The 15,702-nt window shown below is 40.3% G+C and carries 11 protein-coding genes; 10 read left to right on the forward strand and 1 reads right to left on the reverse strand.

Translation table 11 applies throughout. The annotated features are described in order from the left end of the window. The first annotated feature begins 240 nt into the window (after positions 1–240). Genes D6V41_RS11805 through D6V41_RS11835 form a run of 7 tightly spaced genes read left to right on the forward strand, consistent with a single transcriptional unit; the run spans position 241 to position 10,426 of the window. Entirely contained in the window at positions 241–2,895 is a 2,655-nt protein-coding gene (locus D6V41_RS11805) for a hypothetical protein (RefSeq protein WP_136251725.1), read from the forward strand. After that, positions 2,892–3,854, forward strand: coding sequence for a glycosyltransferase family 2 protein (locus D6V41_RS11810; RefSeq protein WP_136251726.1), 963 nt, complete (start codon positions 2,892–2,894; stop codon positions 3,852–3,854). The genes D6V41_RS11805 and D6V41_RS11810 overlap by 4 nt, the downstream gene beginning before the upstream one ends. Further along, complete coding sequence (locus D6V41_RS11815) at positions 3,844–4,992, forward strand: glycosyltransferase (RefSeq protein WP_241664531.1); 1,149 nt, start codon at positions 3,844–3,846, stop codon at positions 4,990–4,992. The genes D6V41_RS11810 and D6V41_RS11815 overlap by 11 nt, the downstream gene beginning before the upstream one ends. Further along, positions 4,982–6,061: a GNAT family N-acetyltransferase gene (locus tag D6V41_RS11820; protein ID WP_136251727.1), complete on the forward strand. Its 1,080-nt coding sequence runs from the start codon at positions 4,982–4,984 to the stop codon at positions 6,059–6,061. The genes D6V41_RS11815 and D6V41_RS11820 overlap by 11 nt, the downstream gene beginning before the upstream one ends. 12 nt (positions 6,062–6,073) lie before the next feature. Beyond that, positions 6,074–7,957, forward strand: coding sequence for an asparagine synthase (glutamine-hydrolyzing) (gene asnB / locus D6V41_RS11825; protein ID WP_136251728.1), 1,884 nt, complete (start codon positions 6,074–6,076; stop codon positions 7,955–7,957). 22 nt (positions 7,958–7,979) lie between these two features. Next, positions 7,980–9,098, forward strand: a complete 1,119-nt coding sequence (locus tag D6V41_RS11830) for a glycosyltransferase family 4 protein (protein WP_136251729.1) — start codon at positions 7,980–7,982, stop codon at positions 9,096–9,098. A 2-nt stretch (positions 9,099–9,100) separates the two neighbouring features. Then, complete coding sequence (locus tag D6V41_RS11835) at positions 9,101–10,426, forward strand: glycosyltransferase (protein WP_136251730.1); 1,326 nt, start codon at positions 9,101–9,103, stop codon at positions 10,424–10,426. Positions 10,427–10,448: 22 nt separating this feature from the next. Here the strand turns inward: D6V41_RS11835 and D6V41_RS11840 are convergent, their stop codons facing one another. Further along, positions 10,449–11,456: a sulfotransferase family protein gene (locus D6V41_RS11840; RefSeq protein WP_136251731.1), complete on the reverse strand. Its 1,008-nt coding sequence runs from the start codon at positions 11,454–11,456 to the stop codon at positions 10,449–10,451. A 221-nt stretch (positions 11,457–11,677) separates the two neighbouring features. Here D6V41_RS11840 and D6V41_RS11845 point away from each other — a divergent pair, with 221 nt between their 5' ends. Genes D6V41_RS11845 through D6V41_RS11855 form a run of 3 tightly spaced genes read left to right on the forward strand, consistent with a single transcriptional unit; the run spans position 11,678 to position 15,697 of the window. Then, entirely contained in the window at positions 11,678–12,889 is a 1,212-nt protein-coding gene (locus D6V41_RS11845) for a TIGR03087 family PEP-CTERM/XrtA system glycosyltransferase (RefSeq protein ID WP_136251732.1), read from the forward strand. Beyond that, positions 12,889–14,217, forward strand: a complete 1,329-nt coding sequence (locus D6V41_RS11850) for an O-antigen ligase family protein (protein WP_136251733.1) — start codon at positions 12,889–12,891, stop codon at positions 14,215–14,217. Before D6V41_RS11845 ends, D6V41_RS11850 begins: the two co-directional genes overlap by 1 nt. Next, positions 14,189–15,697, forward strand: a complete 1,509-nt coding sequence (locus D6V41_RS11855) for an oligosaccharide flippase family protein (RefSeq protein ID WP_136251734.1) — start codon at positions 14,189–14,191, stop codon at positions 15,695–15,697. Before D6V41_RS11850 ends, D6V41_RS11855 begins: the two co-directional genes overlap by 29 nt. Positions 15,698–15,702 lie beyond the last annotated feature (5 nt).

A 15,702-nucleotide genomic window follows, 5' to 3' on the forward strand; every position in this document is an offset into this window, starting at 1 on the left:
TCGTAAAAATGAATATCAAACAATGATGCTTGTTGGGTATGTTTCATTATATTCACGCATCTTGCAAGATCCGCGGTTTTTAAATGAAGTATTTTGTTTTATTCTGACCACAAGGTATACTCATAAACTTATGAGTTGTGAGTGAGACTGTGGGTTAACGAACCAGTATGTTTAATTGTGAAATGGTTACTCTCAGCTGATATCAGAACGGAATCTTTGTAGGTCGGTAGAGTCCACTTCATGTTGCATATATTTTCAGTTACGTCTTCAATTTCATCAAAGCAACACTTTTCTTTAGGTATCCCACTTGCCAAGGGATACGCGAAAAAAAACACAAATACAGATGCAAAAGAGCAAGCTCAATTCCTGGTGCAAAACGAACTGGGAGAAACCATTGAAGCATGCGTCACCCCAACCGCATATTGGCCAGATAAAACAATTAAATGGCTTTCGATTGAGGGCTTTCTTGACCAACATTCGCGCACAGGCAAATATTTCCTGGTACCCGATGCAGACCTTAAAGTAGAAAAGCATCATGCCTCAAATTATCAATTAGGTAACTTTTCTATTTCTGACGTGAGCAAACCCATTCATTCTGAATCTCGCCTTTCGGTGCTGAATTTAAAAGCAAAAAAACCTTCACCGTCAATTAGTCTGTATTTGACTCATCATGAAAAATGGCAGCGTCATATTAATGAATCCGTTGTATCGACTTATATATTAAATGATCAGCTCATAAGAAATACGCTTCGCCACTCCAGTAGCTTTTTTGATAGCGATGATAGCAGTGATCGCCAACTAAATTGCTTTGTGACGGTCAAACATTGGCCTCAAAGTGGTGTGATTGATATTCAATTTAAGGTTCACAATCCAAAAGCGCAGAGCAACCAGGGAGGTAAATGGGACTTAGGGGATGAAAACAGTCTTTATTTATCTGATCTAGGTATCTGTATTGACTTACCTGAAAGCACAACGAACACTCTGTCAATTTCAAAGGACGCAGAAAGCGTTACGCTCGATAATAGCAATGAGCAAATTTCGCTACACCAATATAGTAGCGGCGGTGATAACTGGAATTGCGCCAATCATGTAAATTCAGATAACGTCGTAAGCTTAAAGCAAAAAGGCGCCTTGCTAGTTAAAGAAATTAAAGAAGTTAAAGAGTGTAAAGAAGCAAAAGGCAACGAAATACTGCAGCAAATAGACAGACCCGAGCCCGTTGTGCGCATACAAACTGACGAGGTTCAATACTCTTTGCATCCACAGCATTTCTGGCAGAAATTTCCATGCTCATTGAGATTATCTGGAACGAAAGCTGAAATAGACTTTACAGGAGAAGGCTCTCAAGTTGAGATTCAACCGGGTGAGACAAAGTCTCACCGATTGTTTATCAGTTTAGATGACGTTGAAATTGCTAACACCCCTGCGCCTATAGAAATTTCCTTGTCTCAAATTGAAAGCTCACAAGCCATTCCATGGTTCAACGCTGATTTAGACAAAGATCCGCACCAAATTATTTTGAAAAACTGTCTTAATGGTGAGCATAACTTTTTCGCAAAGCGCGAATCTCTTGATGAGTACGGATGGCGAAACTATGGTGATATCTACGCTGACCACGAGGCTCATAATTTTTCAGGCAAACTGCCGTTTATTTCGCACTATAATAACCAATACGATCCTCTTTTTGGCTTTTATAAGCAATACTTTTTGACTGGCGATATCAAATACCAGCAACTTGCACAAGATTTGCTCGATCACACCTTGAATATCGACATATATCGCAGTGAGTTAGATAAACCTGAATACAATCATGGATTGTTTTGGCACACCGACCACTATGTACAAGCCGCGACGGCGACGCATCGCACATATTCAAAGCACCAGGCAGACAATGTCTACTCCAACCATGCAGGCGGCGGCGGCCCGGGAGCTCATCATTGTTACCCTACAGGCTTGGCACTGGGATACTATAGTTGCGCCGATGAGGACCTTAAATCTGCTGTTTTGAAAATGGCGCAATGGATGACCTATATCTATGAGGGCGATGGAACCCTCTTAGGTAAGTTATTGCAGGTCAAAAACTGCAATTATTTGCGCGTTCCGTTTTCTGATAAATTGCTGCTTGGAGCTGGGACCGGGATTACGCGCAATCCATTTACTAACCAATATCCTCTGGATAGAGGAACCGGGAACTACGTCAATATTTTACTTGATGCTTATGAGATGAGCGGCGACAGCGCTTATTTGTCTAATGCGGAGCGAGTAATACTTTGCACTATTGATGAAAACGACGAGCTAAATGACGGTCGCTTTTACGACATCGAAAATACATGGTTTTACACGGTATTTTTACAGGCCGTCTCAAAATATCTGTTTCTGTTAGGTACAGGGCACATTAAGAGAGAGGCTAGCACTTTCATTCTGAATGCCTTCATTCATTATCTTGATTACATTTGTGAACATGAGCGCCTATATTTGGATCATGCCGAAAGACTAGAGTATCCAAATGATACATGGACCGCGCAAGACATTCGCAAGGTACAACTGCTATGTATTGGCACTTGGTTTGTGAGCGCTGAAAAAGCCGACAGCTACATCGCAAAAGCGAAACAGTTGAATGCCGAAATATACAACAAGTTAAAAGAAAGCCCTGAAAATGTGTATACCCGTTTACTTGTTCTAATGATGCAAAATTACGGCGGCCCTTCTCTTGTAGGCAAACGAGCTTCTACATTTAAAATTCCCTCGTGTTCATCGAAAACCAGTAAACAAAACATAAAAATTTCATTTTTAAAGCGCGTTTGGACATTTTTACGTGCTTATTCAGTCTCGCGTGAACGAAAACATTTGTCGCTGCGAGTTCCGAAACTTCAAAAATGGATTGGCAAGCCATGAGTGTAGAAGTCAGTTTCATCATTCCGCACATGGGCAGAGAAGGCATGCTGCTTGATACGCTGAAATCAATTAGCCAGCTTCGCTTAGATGGCATTTCTATTGAAATCATCGTTGTTACCAAAAATCGCTCATTGAATGAAGATACTGTATCAGCTGCAAAGCCTATTCCTTTAAACATCGTTCATGCTCCTCAAGAATTGACCATTTCAGATCAACGCAATTTTGGCGTTGAAAAAAGCAATGGTCGCTTTCTTGCCTTCTTAGATGCAGATATTGCTTTAAATGCAAACTGGTTGTCTGCGCTTTTACCAATTTTAGACAAGCAAAAAGATATTAAATTGGTAAGTGCCATTCAAAAACCTGCTGACAACGCGCCTGCTCTTGAAAAGTTAAGAGTAGCGCTGAGTAACGCAGAAATAGACTGTGATGTTGCATTTTTACCTGGCAGAAATTTATTATTATCTCGCCTTACCTTCGATGTCAGTGGCGGATTTCCCAGTCATCTTGTGACATGTGAAGACTACGTTTTTACGCAAAAAGTATCGCAGCAAGGGCGTTTGTTTTATTCAAGTGCCAGTGACTATGTGCATATTGGCGAGGATAAAGCGTTTTTTGCAATGGCAAAAAAAGAAGTGTGGCGAGGCTTATCGAATATCGCATCACTTAGAGGTCGTAAAATTCCATTACGAGAGTGGCCAAGCTTTATTGTACCACCGGTTTTTCTGTTGCTTTTACTCCTGAGTCTTTTCGCTGCGCTATTAAACGCCTGGTCATTGGCGTTATTCAGTCTGTTTGCGTCAATGTGTATTCCTTTACTATATTCACTAAGGTTGAGACGACTGACAAAAGGCGATCCCAGCTTTTTCACTATATTTATGTTTTATTTATTTTACTTTCCTGCGCGAGCAATAGGTACGATAGGCGGAATATTCAAAGGAGGTAAAAAAAGTGAGCGATAAGGCAAAGCCGTTGCATGTTTTACAATTCATTTGTTCCACCGGTTTTTATGGCGCAGAAAGGTGGGTTCTTGCCCTTAGTCGCAACTCAAATCCGAATGAGATCACCTACTCTTTAGCGACAACGCTAGAGGAAAATTCTAAAGACTTGGAATTAGTCAGCGCGTTCCGCAGCGATGGTGGCCGCGCATTTGAAATACCCATGAGCAATAAATTTGACATAAAGGTTGTCAGTAAGCTGGTGCGCATTATTAAAGACGAGGGAATTGATGTTATCCACACCCACGGATATAAATCCGACATCTTGGGGGTAATCGCTGCCAGACAAGCGAAAGTTCCGGTTGTTATTACGCCGCATGGCTTTGAAAACGCGCAAGATTTTAAACTGCGAACCTTTATTTGGCTTGGCTGTCAGGCCATGCGTTTTGCAGATAAAGTGGTTCCTCTATCTCCTCAGTTGATGCAAGACGTACAAAAGTACGGAATAAAAGAACCCAAGCGTGTGTATATTCAAAATGGCGTTGATTTAAGCGAGGTCGATAAAGTACGTCAGGCCGAGCCAAAAATAAAACCTTCCAAAATCAGAATTGGCTTTATTGGGCAAATGATCAGCCGTAAAAATATCAAAGATATATTAGACATCTTCGACGATTTGGCGAAAAACCGGAAGGATATAGAGCTTGTTTTATTAGGAGATGGCGAAGAGCGAGCCCAGCTTGAAATGTATGCCCAAACCTTGGCATCGCGCGATGATATTCACTTTTTAGGATACAAAGACGACCGTTTGGACTATCTTAAAAGCTTCGATCTCTTTGTGATGACATCAACTCTTGAGGGCATTCCTCGCTGTTTGATGGAAGCTTGTGCGATGGGTATTCCAGTAGCCGCTTACGATATTGCGGGTATTGACCAGTTAATCACACATCAACAGACAGGCTTGCTAGCGCCTCTGGGGAATAAGCAATTACTAAGTGAATACTGGAACACGCTTATTTCTGAACCCGCAGTAGCATCAAAACTGGCAGAGGAAGCAAGACACAATGTAAACGACAAATACTCTGCCAAGCGAATGGCAAATGAATATCAGACCTTGTTTAATAGCCTTGTACAAAATGGAATGATGACTAAAAATGCAAGTTGAAGTTAAACACGTATTCCAAGATATGCAAAGTCAATGGGATGACTTTGTATTAGCGCATCCGCAAGCATCTGCATATCATTTATTTTCATGGGGACAGGCGGTAGAGAGTGCATACGGCTTTACTTGCCATCGTTTTGCCAGCTTTCGCGAAGGAACATTAAGTGGTGTCCTTCCAGTAGTTGAAATGCGAAGCCTGACCGGAAAAAAGCAACTTTGCGCTCTGCCCTATTGTGATATTGGAGGTCCGCTTGCGCTCGACTTAGAAAGTAAGGATGCGCTTTTAAATTCGCTTATCAATCACGCGAATACAAACAAAATAGACCAGGTAGAGTTAAGAAGTACTCACAAAGAAATACTGTCTCTAGACGAAGCGCCTGCAAATGCCAAAGTAAGAATGCTTCTACCCTTGCCGCCATCAAGCGCTGAGCTTATGGCAAGCTTTAAATCAAAATTGAGAAGCCAGATAAGAAAAGCAGAAAAGAATGGCTTGCGTTTTCGTATTGTAAGTTCTGAAACACTAAAGGATGATTTGCCGCAGTTTTATAAAGTAATTTCAGAAAATATGCGCGATTTAGGCTCACCTGTGCATTCTATTAGCTGGTATGAAGCAGTTTTACATCACTTTCGCAAGAACGCCTTTATTGCATTAGTTGAAGCGGATATTGACGAGAGCCCCAATGCCAGCCCCGCAGTCATTGGCGCTGCGCTGGTTTTATTATGTAATAAGCATGCGGTTATTCCCTGGGCGTCAACATTAGCGAGCTTCAATCGCCTGGCGCCAAATATGTTGCTATATTGGGCGGTGCTCAGTACATCGATAGAGCGCGGCGCCCAGCACTTTGACTTTGGTCGCTCTACGGTAGGAGAAGGAACCTTTAATTTCAAAAAACAGTGGGGAGCATTGCCTCAACAACTCGATTGGAAAATACTTAGCGACGGCGAATTTAAAAACCAAGTCTTTTCTGAACCCAGTTCGGCGCGCAATGTAGTGGAAAAAGTGTGGAAAAAACTGCCTTTGGGAGTGGCCAATAAAATAGGGCCTCCTTTAAGAAAACGGATAAGTCTTTAGGAATAATTAAGCATGTGTGGCATTGCCGGATTTTTAACTCAGAATTATCCCCAGTTAAGTGAAGGTCATTTACTTGATATGGGAAATAGTATTCAGCATCGTGGTCCTGATGCCAAAGGTGAATATTTAAACGAGCACGTTGGGTTATGTCACAGGCGCTTAAGTATTCTTGATCTTACTGAAGCGGGCAATCAGCCAATGTTTTCTGAAGATGGCAGCATTGCGATTGTTTTTAATGGTGAGATTTATAATTATCCTGAGTTAAAAGCAGAATTGGCTGAACAAGGTGCAAGCTTTCGTTCAACAACAGACACCGAAGTCATCATTCATCTTTACCAGCGTTTAGGTACCGATTGTTTGGCAAAACTCAACGGCATGTTTGCATTTGCCATATGGGATAATAAGCAACAGTCTTTATTTATCGCAAGAGACAGGCTGGGAAAGAAACCTCTTTACTACTTATCGCATGAGGGTCGCTTTGCCTTTGCGTCAGAAATCAAAGCTATTTTGACACTGCCTGATGTTCCTAAAGACGTTCGTGTAGACGCCGTTTATGACTTTTTTGCCTATCAGTACGTTCCAGACCCAAAAAGCATTTTTAAGCACATCCATAAACTTCCCCCTGCTCACTTTTTAGTGCATAAAAACAACGCATTGCATATCGAGCAATATTGGGATGTCGACTTTTCATCAGTCAAACAACAGGATGAAAGCACGCTTAAAACCCAGTTACAGACGCTTGCACAAGCGTGTACAAAGCGTCGAATGCTCAGCGATGTACCACTTGGAGCTTTTTTAAGTGGCGGCGTAGATTCAAGCGGTGTGGTCGCCATGATGGCACAAGCATCAACTAGCCCAGTCAAAACCTGCACTATCGCCTTTGATGATGAGAAATATAACGAAGCAGAGTTTGCGCAAATAGTCGCCAAGCAATATAAAACAGAACATCATGAGTTTTTAGTCAGTCAAAATGTAACGGATACGCTTGAGCATATTGTCAGCTTTTTTGACGAACCCTTTGCCGACCCTTCACTTGTGCCGACGTATTTTGTTTCAGAGTTGGCAAGGCAAGCCGTTACGGTGGCGATTGCCGGAGATGGTGGGGACGAAGTTTTTGCAGGTTACCAAAAGTATAATACCGACGATATTGAAAATCGCTTAAGAAGTAAGTTCCCCTCGTGGCTTCGGCGCTCGTGCTTTCCCCTGCTGGCTAAAGTTTTTTCTCTTTCAGAGAACACTTTCATGCGCAAAGCATGCTCACTGTTCACGAGTTTAAGTGTGTCTCCGGCTATGGGCTTTTATATTACAAACGCTCAAATTAAAGATAAACAGTGGCATGAACTGGTGAAAGCAGACGTAGCGAACTCACTTGGCAATTATCACCCATCTAAATTCACTGTCGAAACTTACAATAAAGCCAAGGGTGAGGACCATCTCGCTAAGATTTTATATACCGATATAAAAACATATCTCCCGGGCGGCATTTTGGTCAAAGTAGATAGAATGAGTATGGCGAACTCGCTTGAAGTCAGAGCACCTTTACTTGACAAGGAGATGCTGGAGTTTGCAGCTTCTGTCCCCTCTTATTTAAAGTTTAATAAAGGCGAAAAGAAATATCTTCTTAAAGAGGCATTTAAACCATATTTACCAGACGACATTCTGTATCGCAAGAAAATGGGCTTTTCAGTTCCATTGGCAAACTGGTTTAAAAACGAAATAAAACCAATCGCGCAAAAATTTATCATCGATAATCCAAAAGGCCTGCCTCAGTATTTCAAAATGGATGTGGTAAATCGATATTGGAAGCAGCATCAAGAAGGCTCCGCTGATCATTCAAACTTGCTATGGTCAATGCTGATGTTTGAGATGTGGTGGCAAAGGTATGTAGATGATTAATTGTTACTTTGAATATTTATAAATGCAGAAATTAAATATACTTCACATCACCTACGATATGCGAATTGGTGGCACCGAAATGGTCATCAAAAACATAGTAGAGAGCATTGATAAAAGTCAGTTTGACATGCATATTTTTTGTATTGAATCACCTCTAGGGCCATGGGGCGAAGCTTTAAAAAAAGATGGAGTACCGATATCGACAAGGGCGCGACAACCCGGATTTGATGTCTCGCTTATTAAAAGTATAAGAAGGTATATAAATCAGCATAATATTCATATTGTGCATTGTCATCAGTATACGCCATGGGTGTACGGTACCTTTGCGTCAATCGGAACCAAAGCAAAAGTCATTTTCACCGAACACGGACGATTTTATCCAGACTCAAAATCCATAAAACGGCGCTTTGTTAATCCGGTTTTACGACTTTTAACAGCTAAAATTACCGCAATATCGGATGCAACTGCAAATGCACTCGATGAATATGAATATATTCCCATAAAGTATGTCGAGACGATTTATAATGGTATTGATGACAAGTTGCCGGAAATACAACATGATATCCGCAAGCAGCTTAATTTTGGCGAAAATACGGTTGTGTTTGGCACTATTGCCCGTTTCGATCCGATAAAAAATCATATGATGATGCTAGATGGATTTGCCAGCTTAGTAGAGCAAAATCAGGATGTTCATCTAATTATGGTGGGTGATGGCGAGTGCAGAGCCGAAATCGAAGCAAAAATTAAAGCATTGCAAATAGATGCTCACGTTACGCTAACAGGATATATTGCTCGACCTTTCGACTATCTCGAGGCGATGGATGTATTCTTACTAACCTCGTTTAGTGAGGGCACATCTATGACACTGCTTGAGGCTATGCGCGCCTCAAAACCTTGCATTGTTACCGATGTAGGAGGAAATCCTGAAGTAATAAAGGACGGTGAAAGCGGTGTCGTGATTGCTTCTAACGATGTATCAGGGCTTAGCTCAGCAATGTTTAGAATCGCTGCAAATTTCGATTATCGCCAAAGCTTGAGTGAGGGCGCACAAAATCGTTTTCAATTGAAGTTTACTTCATCAATAATGTGCCAGGCTTTTCAGCGAATCTATTCTTCACTAATCAATAGGGAAATTAGTTAACAATGTCATGGTTAAGCAAAGACCGTATTAAAGAGTTTATCAAGTACGATTATAACGAATATAAGTTTCCACTTGTGGTGATGGCGCGCTTTGCCTGTTTTCTTCTTAAATTAATCAACAAACATGACAAAGCATTTTCGATTGCGAGTAACGTTTATAGAACTGGATGGCCGGGTAGTTACGACCTCGGCTTAGACTACGCTAAATTTTATTTTTTTGAAAAACCCAGCATGGGAAAGCTGTTGGTAGATAACTACATCAACGCCATTGAGCCTTTAGAGAACACCAAGAAGTTTTTTGATGACCCTCTGGACATGCTAGATGGCGTTGTGACGGTATTGCAAGCCCCTGCTAATGGCAATAAAGGTGTTTTAATAATCAAGTATAGCTATTACTTCCCTTTGTTCATTCGGCTCTATAATGTAAAGGCAGTTGCTGAGAATTATCATATAATTTTAGAGCCGAGCTGGGCTGGTTTTTGCGATTTAAACCTTTTATCGTATTTGCAGTTTCCTTTTCCTGTATTTGTGCAAGCATATGAAAAGCGTGATAAACAATTTCTCGAAGCGCTGAACAGCAACCTGATCCCGCTTGATGTTGGCCCATCTTGGTTTATTAATCATGAAAATTTCAACTTACCTACCGAAAACTCGGTTCGCGACATTGATATTATAATGGTTGCAGCCTGGGCTAGATACAAACGGCATAAAGAGTTTTTCAACGCGATTAAAAACCTAAAGGCGCAAATGCCCGAACTCAAAATCTTTTTGATTGGCTATCCTGTTGATATGACAAAATCTCAAGTTCTTGATATTGCTAAACAGGCAGGTTTTGAACACAACGTGACAATACTGGAGTGGATTACGCCAGAGGAAGTTGCAGACCATCAACGACGCGCTAAAGTGAATGTTTTATGGTCAAAATTTGAAGGTAATAATCGAGCGATTATTGAAGGCATGTTTAGTAACACGCCTGTTGTTTTGCGCAGAGGCCACAACTACGGCGAACACTACGACTTTATAAACGAGCAAACGGGGTGCTTTGCTGATGAAGCAAATTTAAGTCAAACTCTACTGAGTATGATTCAGTCACAGGAAAAGTTTGAGCCCAGAAATTACGTGATGGAGCATCGAAATTGTATCAGGGCAGCAAAGATTATGGGCGATACCATTGAGCGAGTTGAACATTCACGCGGCAACAGCGGATTTAAAGCGGATTTAGTGGTTAAAGTGAACGAACTTCATGGTATGAAATATTTAAATCAAAGCGCTGATTTTTTCAAAGACTGTTATGATGAGCTTGCATCGCATGTCAGTCAAAATAGCTAAAGTCGAGGTTAATTCAAATTATTCACTTCAGTTTAAGTAATTGTTCATAAATATCTGAGGTATGTAAGTTTATTACTTCCTTCTGTTTATCATCTAAAATACTTTTCCAGGCATCTTGGTCAAATGACGCGGTTCTGAACACGCCGTAATATTCGCCGCCCTCACCCTTTATTTCACTAGATGATGAAGCTTCACCGGAACTTTCTTTAATAAACTGCTCAACGTCGACTGAAAACGCTAAGCCAATCTTTTTGAAAAGAGATTTAACTTCTTCAATTGGATTTTCAACAAAATCCTCATAGAAGCACAGGATGCTATCTGGATGCTCACTTTTAATTTTTAGCATTTCTAAATGATAGAGTCTCCAGTTAATCGCATAAAACTCAGTGTCAGACATACTCGCAATTTTTTCATCATTTAAATCAAGCGCTTTTATATAGTCTAAATCTTCGAAAGTACTAAACCACTGACTCTTATAGCGGTTTCCCGGTGGGTTCATCTTTCCCTTTTTAATGCCCGATAAATGAGAAGCAATAGACCCATGAGGCTTGCGAATAAGAAGCAATTTATTTTTAACCCGTAAGCTCGTAAACATCGACGACATGTCTACAGTCGATCTTGTCTCCTTTATGAGGATATTTAAATCGCTTCGATCGATTGGAATCTTAAATAAGTGATTATAAAGAGGGCGGAAAGGAGGAAAAAATTTAGCTATCATCCAGCATGTATGATGAAACTGAGGCGATTTTGAATAGCTTAAACCCTTTTCAAAAAACGGTGGTTTATCTGTATCGATATTCGCGCTGCAAATTACCTTCATGGCTTGCGCAAATTGATCGTCAGTCAAGCCACCATCGCCCTTTATTTTTTTAAAAAGTTCGTCACCAAATTTATGATAATTGCGGCCAATTAATTCATGTCTGTAAATTACGTTGCGATGAGAATTAAAAATGTTTGCGAACCACGTTGTTCCAGAACGAGGGAATCCTGCCACAAATATAAGTTCCGGGCTTTTTGTCTTGCTATCCATACTGTTCACTAAACTAAATTAATATTCGAATATACTTAATAACTGGTACTATCTTAACTTACCGATGAACAATCAGAAACACAAATATTCAAAATCAACAATAAGTTATTAGGGCGTGTTAAAAAATGAGAGCGTTTTTTAATCAGCTATATTTTTTTGAAACACTACAATAAACAAATGTTACAATGTCGATGTTAGTCGTAACAAAAAAGGAAGTTTAGTTGGCAAACATAGTTGTTATTGCACATCGAGTACCTTACCCGCCAAATAAGGGCGAAAAGCTGCGTACGTTCCACCAGCTTGAACACTTACAAAAAAAAGGACACCGACTTGAAGTACTTGTTCCCTGCGAATCGAGTGAGGACGAGTTTCTTGCTAAGCAACTCGCTGAACATCTGAATATAAAAGTATCAACATTTCGATTGGCTCCCACCATTATTCGGCGATTGCGTGCTCTCGTGTCTGGTCGCTCAATCAGTGAAGTCAATTTTTACAGCAAGGACCTTGCGAAAGCGCTCAAAGAAGATGTTCATAACGTTGATGTTGTGTATTGTACAGCATCCTCTCTTGCACCCTACGTGTTTTCTCAACAACTTGATCTGTCTCATCGATGTTTAATGGACTTTATGGATGTTGATTCAGACAAATGGGCGCAGTTTGCAAATTCTGCAAGCTTTCCTCTGCGCTATATTTATCGACGCGAGTCAAAACTTGTTCAAAAACTTGAACGTGATGTATTACAAAAATTCGACGCCAGCTTTGTAATAGCCCACGAAGAAAAAGCATTAATGCAAAGGCTTTTTAAGCACACCGATACCCTTCATGTATTAGCAAATGGCATCGATAAAAGTTTATTCTTCCCACCAATAGAAAAACCCAAACAAGACGATCAACGGTTCCATTTCTTTTTTGCTGGCGTAATGGACTACAAGCCGAATGTTGACGCGGTGCTGTGGTTTACTGAGAATTGTTGGCCATCTATTCGTCAGAGTATTCCCAATGCTCATTTTACAGTGGCGGGAATGAACCCCACGTCGAGCATTCAACAATTGTCAAATCAGGAAGGGATTGAAGTCACTGGGTTTGTCAACGATATCAAGCCTTTTTTTGACAGAGCTGATGTGTTTGTTGCGCCATTTTTAATCGCTCGCGGTGTACAAAATAAGGTATTGCAAGCAATGGCCTGCGCAATTCCGGTACTATCTACAAGCCGTGGCTTGGAAGGGATCGCATATGAGGATGGAACACATGCAATTAGTGCAAATACAAAAGAGGATTTTATCGACAAAGCACTTACTTTTGCGAAAAATAAAGAATTACGTGAAAGAATCGGACAAGCTGCATTAGCACTGATAAATCAAACTTACACTTGGGAAAGTGTTTTACCACCACTTTATGAACAGATAGCGCACGAACAAAAAGCGAAGTATTAATGATAACCGTAGCCTTATTCTACCTGACTTTCTTAAGCACCATTTTTATGGCGATCAGGCATAGTGCGCTTTATTTATTCGTGCTGTACCAAGCTTATTACTTCTTTAATCCCAAAACAAAATGGTGGGATGACTACGTTCCCGACATACGATTTTCATTTTATATTGTTCTGACACTTCTTATTGTAACTATCATTAAGTGGCCAACCCTTTCTGAAAACAAACTTTTAAAAGTACCACAATTTAAATTTCTCTATCTCTTTGTTGCTCTGTATGGAATTGCAAGCTTTTACGCCATTTTCCCGGATAGTCATGCTATTGCCTTTGATGCAATTTTGACTGCTACGGTGGTTATTACCGTGGTATATAAACTTGTAAAGACACCAAAAGACCTAGACCTGATCATCTATGGATATATAGGTTTTGCCACTTATCTTGCGTATTACATCAATCAGATTGGCCGTGTAAGTATGGGCCGATTCCAGGGTGCGGGGATGGTCGATTCTCCCGATGCAAATGGTGTTGCTGCTGCTCTCGCGCCGACTATTGTTTTATGTCTCTATTATTTTTGGCGAAGTAAAACCTGGAAAAAGAAGCTACTTTTTACCATAGCAATTGCATTTATTGCGAGCAGTCTGGTTCAAGTGGGCAGCAGGGGCGCTTTCCTTGGCGTAGCAACCGCTGTTTCCCTATTCCTCGCCTATATGTATTTTTCAAAAACGCGGACTCGCAACCAACGATGGACGGTAATCGGACTTATCATAATGGGTTTAATCGGCACTGCGGTAGTGACCGATGACATATTTTGGGAACGGGCCAAATCCATCGTAGCAGACACTAAGAAGGATGTGACTGAACAACAAACCGGTGCAACGCGTGTTCATTTCTGGACGGCTGCGTGGGATATGTCAAAAGACTATCCATTTGGTCAAGGTTCAAGATCATTTATTTATTATAGTCCGCGCTACATCCCACCTGATATAAACACCGGCAACAGCAGAAATAGAGCGGTTCATTCTACTTGGTTTGAAGTCTTAACCGAAGCTGGGTACCCAGGACTTATTGCATTCGTTCTTACCATGGTGATGTGCATAAAAACCTGCACAAAAGCGGCGAACAAGCTTAAAGGAAGCAACCTTCAAGATGACTATTACAAAATACTTGCAATAAAATGCGCATTTATAGGCTTTATGGTCACAATGACGTTTCTTAACAGGGCACGTGCAGAAATACTCTATTGGCTGATCCTTTATAGTGCTTGCGTTTACAATGTTTACTTTTTAAAAGGCACTCAAGTTAGTGACCAACTTAAAACAAAAAACAATTAAAAGCTCCGGTTTTGCATTAGCCCTGCGCTTTGTCGAGAGAAGCTTGGGCTTTGTAAGCCTTTTAATACTTGCCCGATTATTAGTGCCGGAAGATTTTGGTATTGTCGCTATTGCTTCAAGTATTGTATTTTTGTGCGATGTATTAAGTGAAACAGGTGGTAAACAATACATCATTCAGAAAGATGAGGTAGATGATGAAGATTTAAACACCGCATGGACTTTGGGAATAATTCTCAAATCCATTTTAGCCATAATTTTGATGATGATGGCAGACAGTATATCGGTATTTATCGAATCTGAATCAGTAAAAGCACCATTAATTGCACTTTCCTTAATTTTACCTATTTCAGCTTTTACTAACCCGCGACTTTTCGTAAAAGCAAAAGAATTGTCTTACAACGTAATCTTTAAGCTTCATGCCATTCAAAAGTTTACTGCGTTTACCGTAACGGTTACTTTGGCGTTTATCTATCAAAGCTATTGGGCCATGATTGCAGGTGTAATCGTGAGTCAAATTACCAAGATGTTTTTGTCGTTCTATTTACTTCCTTCGCGAGTAAAGTTTTCTTTGTCAAAACTAGCTGAGCAGTGGCGATTTTCAAAATGGATGATGGCAAAGGCGATTGTGGGATATACACGATCTGAATTTGACACATTTTTCGCCTCAAAAGCATTTGGAATGACTGAGTTAGGCGCGTTAAATATGATGAAAAACATTGCGCTTTTACCGGGTAGAGAACTTTTAGTGCCGCTGTCTATGCCTTTATTGGCTTCACTTTCACAGCTAAAAAGCAATATGTTTCATTTTAACTCGTCGCTTTTGAAAATCTTAACGCTAATTCTTACCGTTATTTTGCCAATAGTCGGGTTTACCGTTTTGAAAGCTAAATTAATCATACTCGTTTTTCTCGATGAAAAGTGGGTCGAATATTCACCATTATTATCAGCAATGATTTTATTTGTTGTCACATTCTCATTAGGGACAATACTCGAACAAGCGATTACGGCCTTCAATAAGGTCAGAGTTCTAGTACAAATTCAGTTTCTATCACTTGCTGTTATTATCATCTATTTCGTTGGCTTTTTTGAAGGTAATGTTTATGAAATGGCTGAAAGTAGAGTTGTAATAGCTTTCATATCAACATTTGCGGTTTTAGTTGTTACGCATTTCGCGCTTAAAGTGAATTTTTTTAAAGCTGTTTTGATGCTCATTCCCGCCATTTTTGCCCTTGCAGCATCTTCTTTTGCCTTGATTAATTTATCGCCATATATCATGTTTAAATTTCAATTATTAAATTTAATTGTCAATACTTTAGTCTTTTTTGCATGCTATTTTGCTATATGGCTTCTAAGTACCCTGCTATTAAATAAAATAAAATCGATAAATGATTTTAACACTTGGGTGTTTCCCTTAGTAAAAGAACTCTTCACAACTGTCGCGGATAGAATTAAAAGGGCGGCGAGTAGCAAACCCAAGTGAAAACC

Origin of the sequence: Ningiella ruwaisensis, assembly GCF_004798935.1 — a bacterium.
GTDB classification, from domain to species: Bacteria; Pseudomonadota; Gammaproteobacteria; order Enterobacterales; family Alteromonadaceae; genus Glaciecola; species Glaciecola ruwaisensis.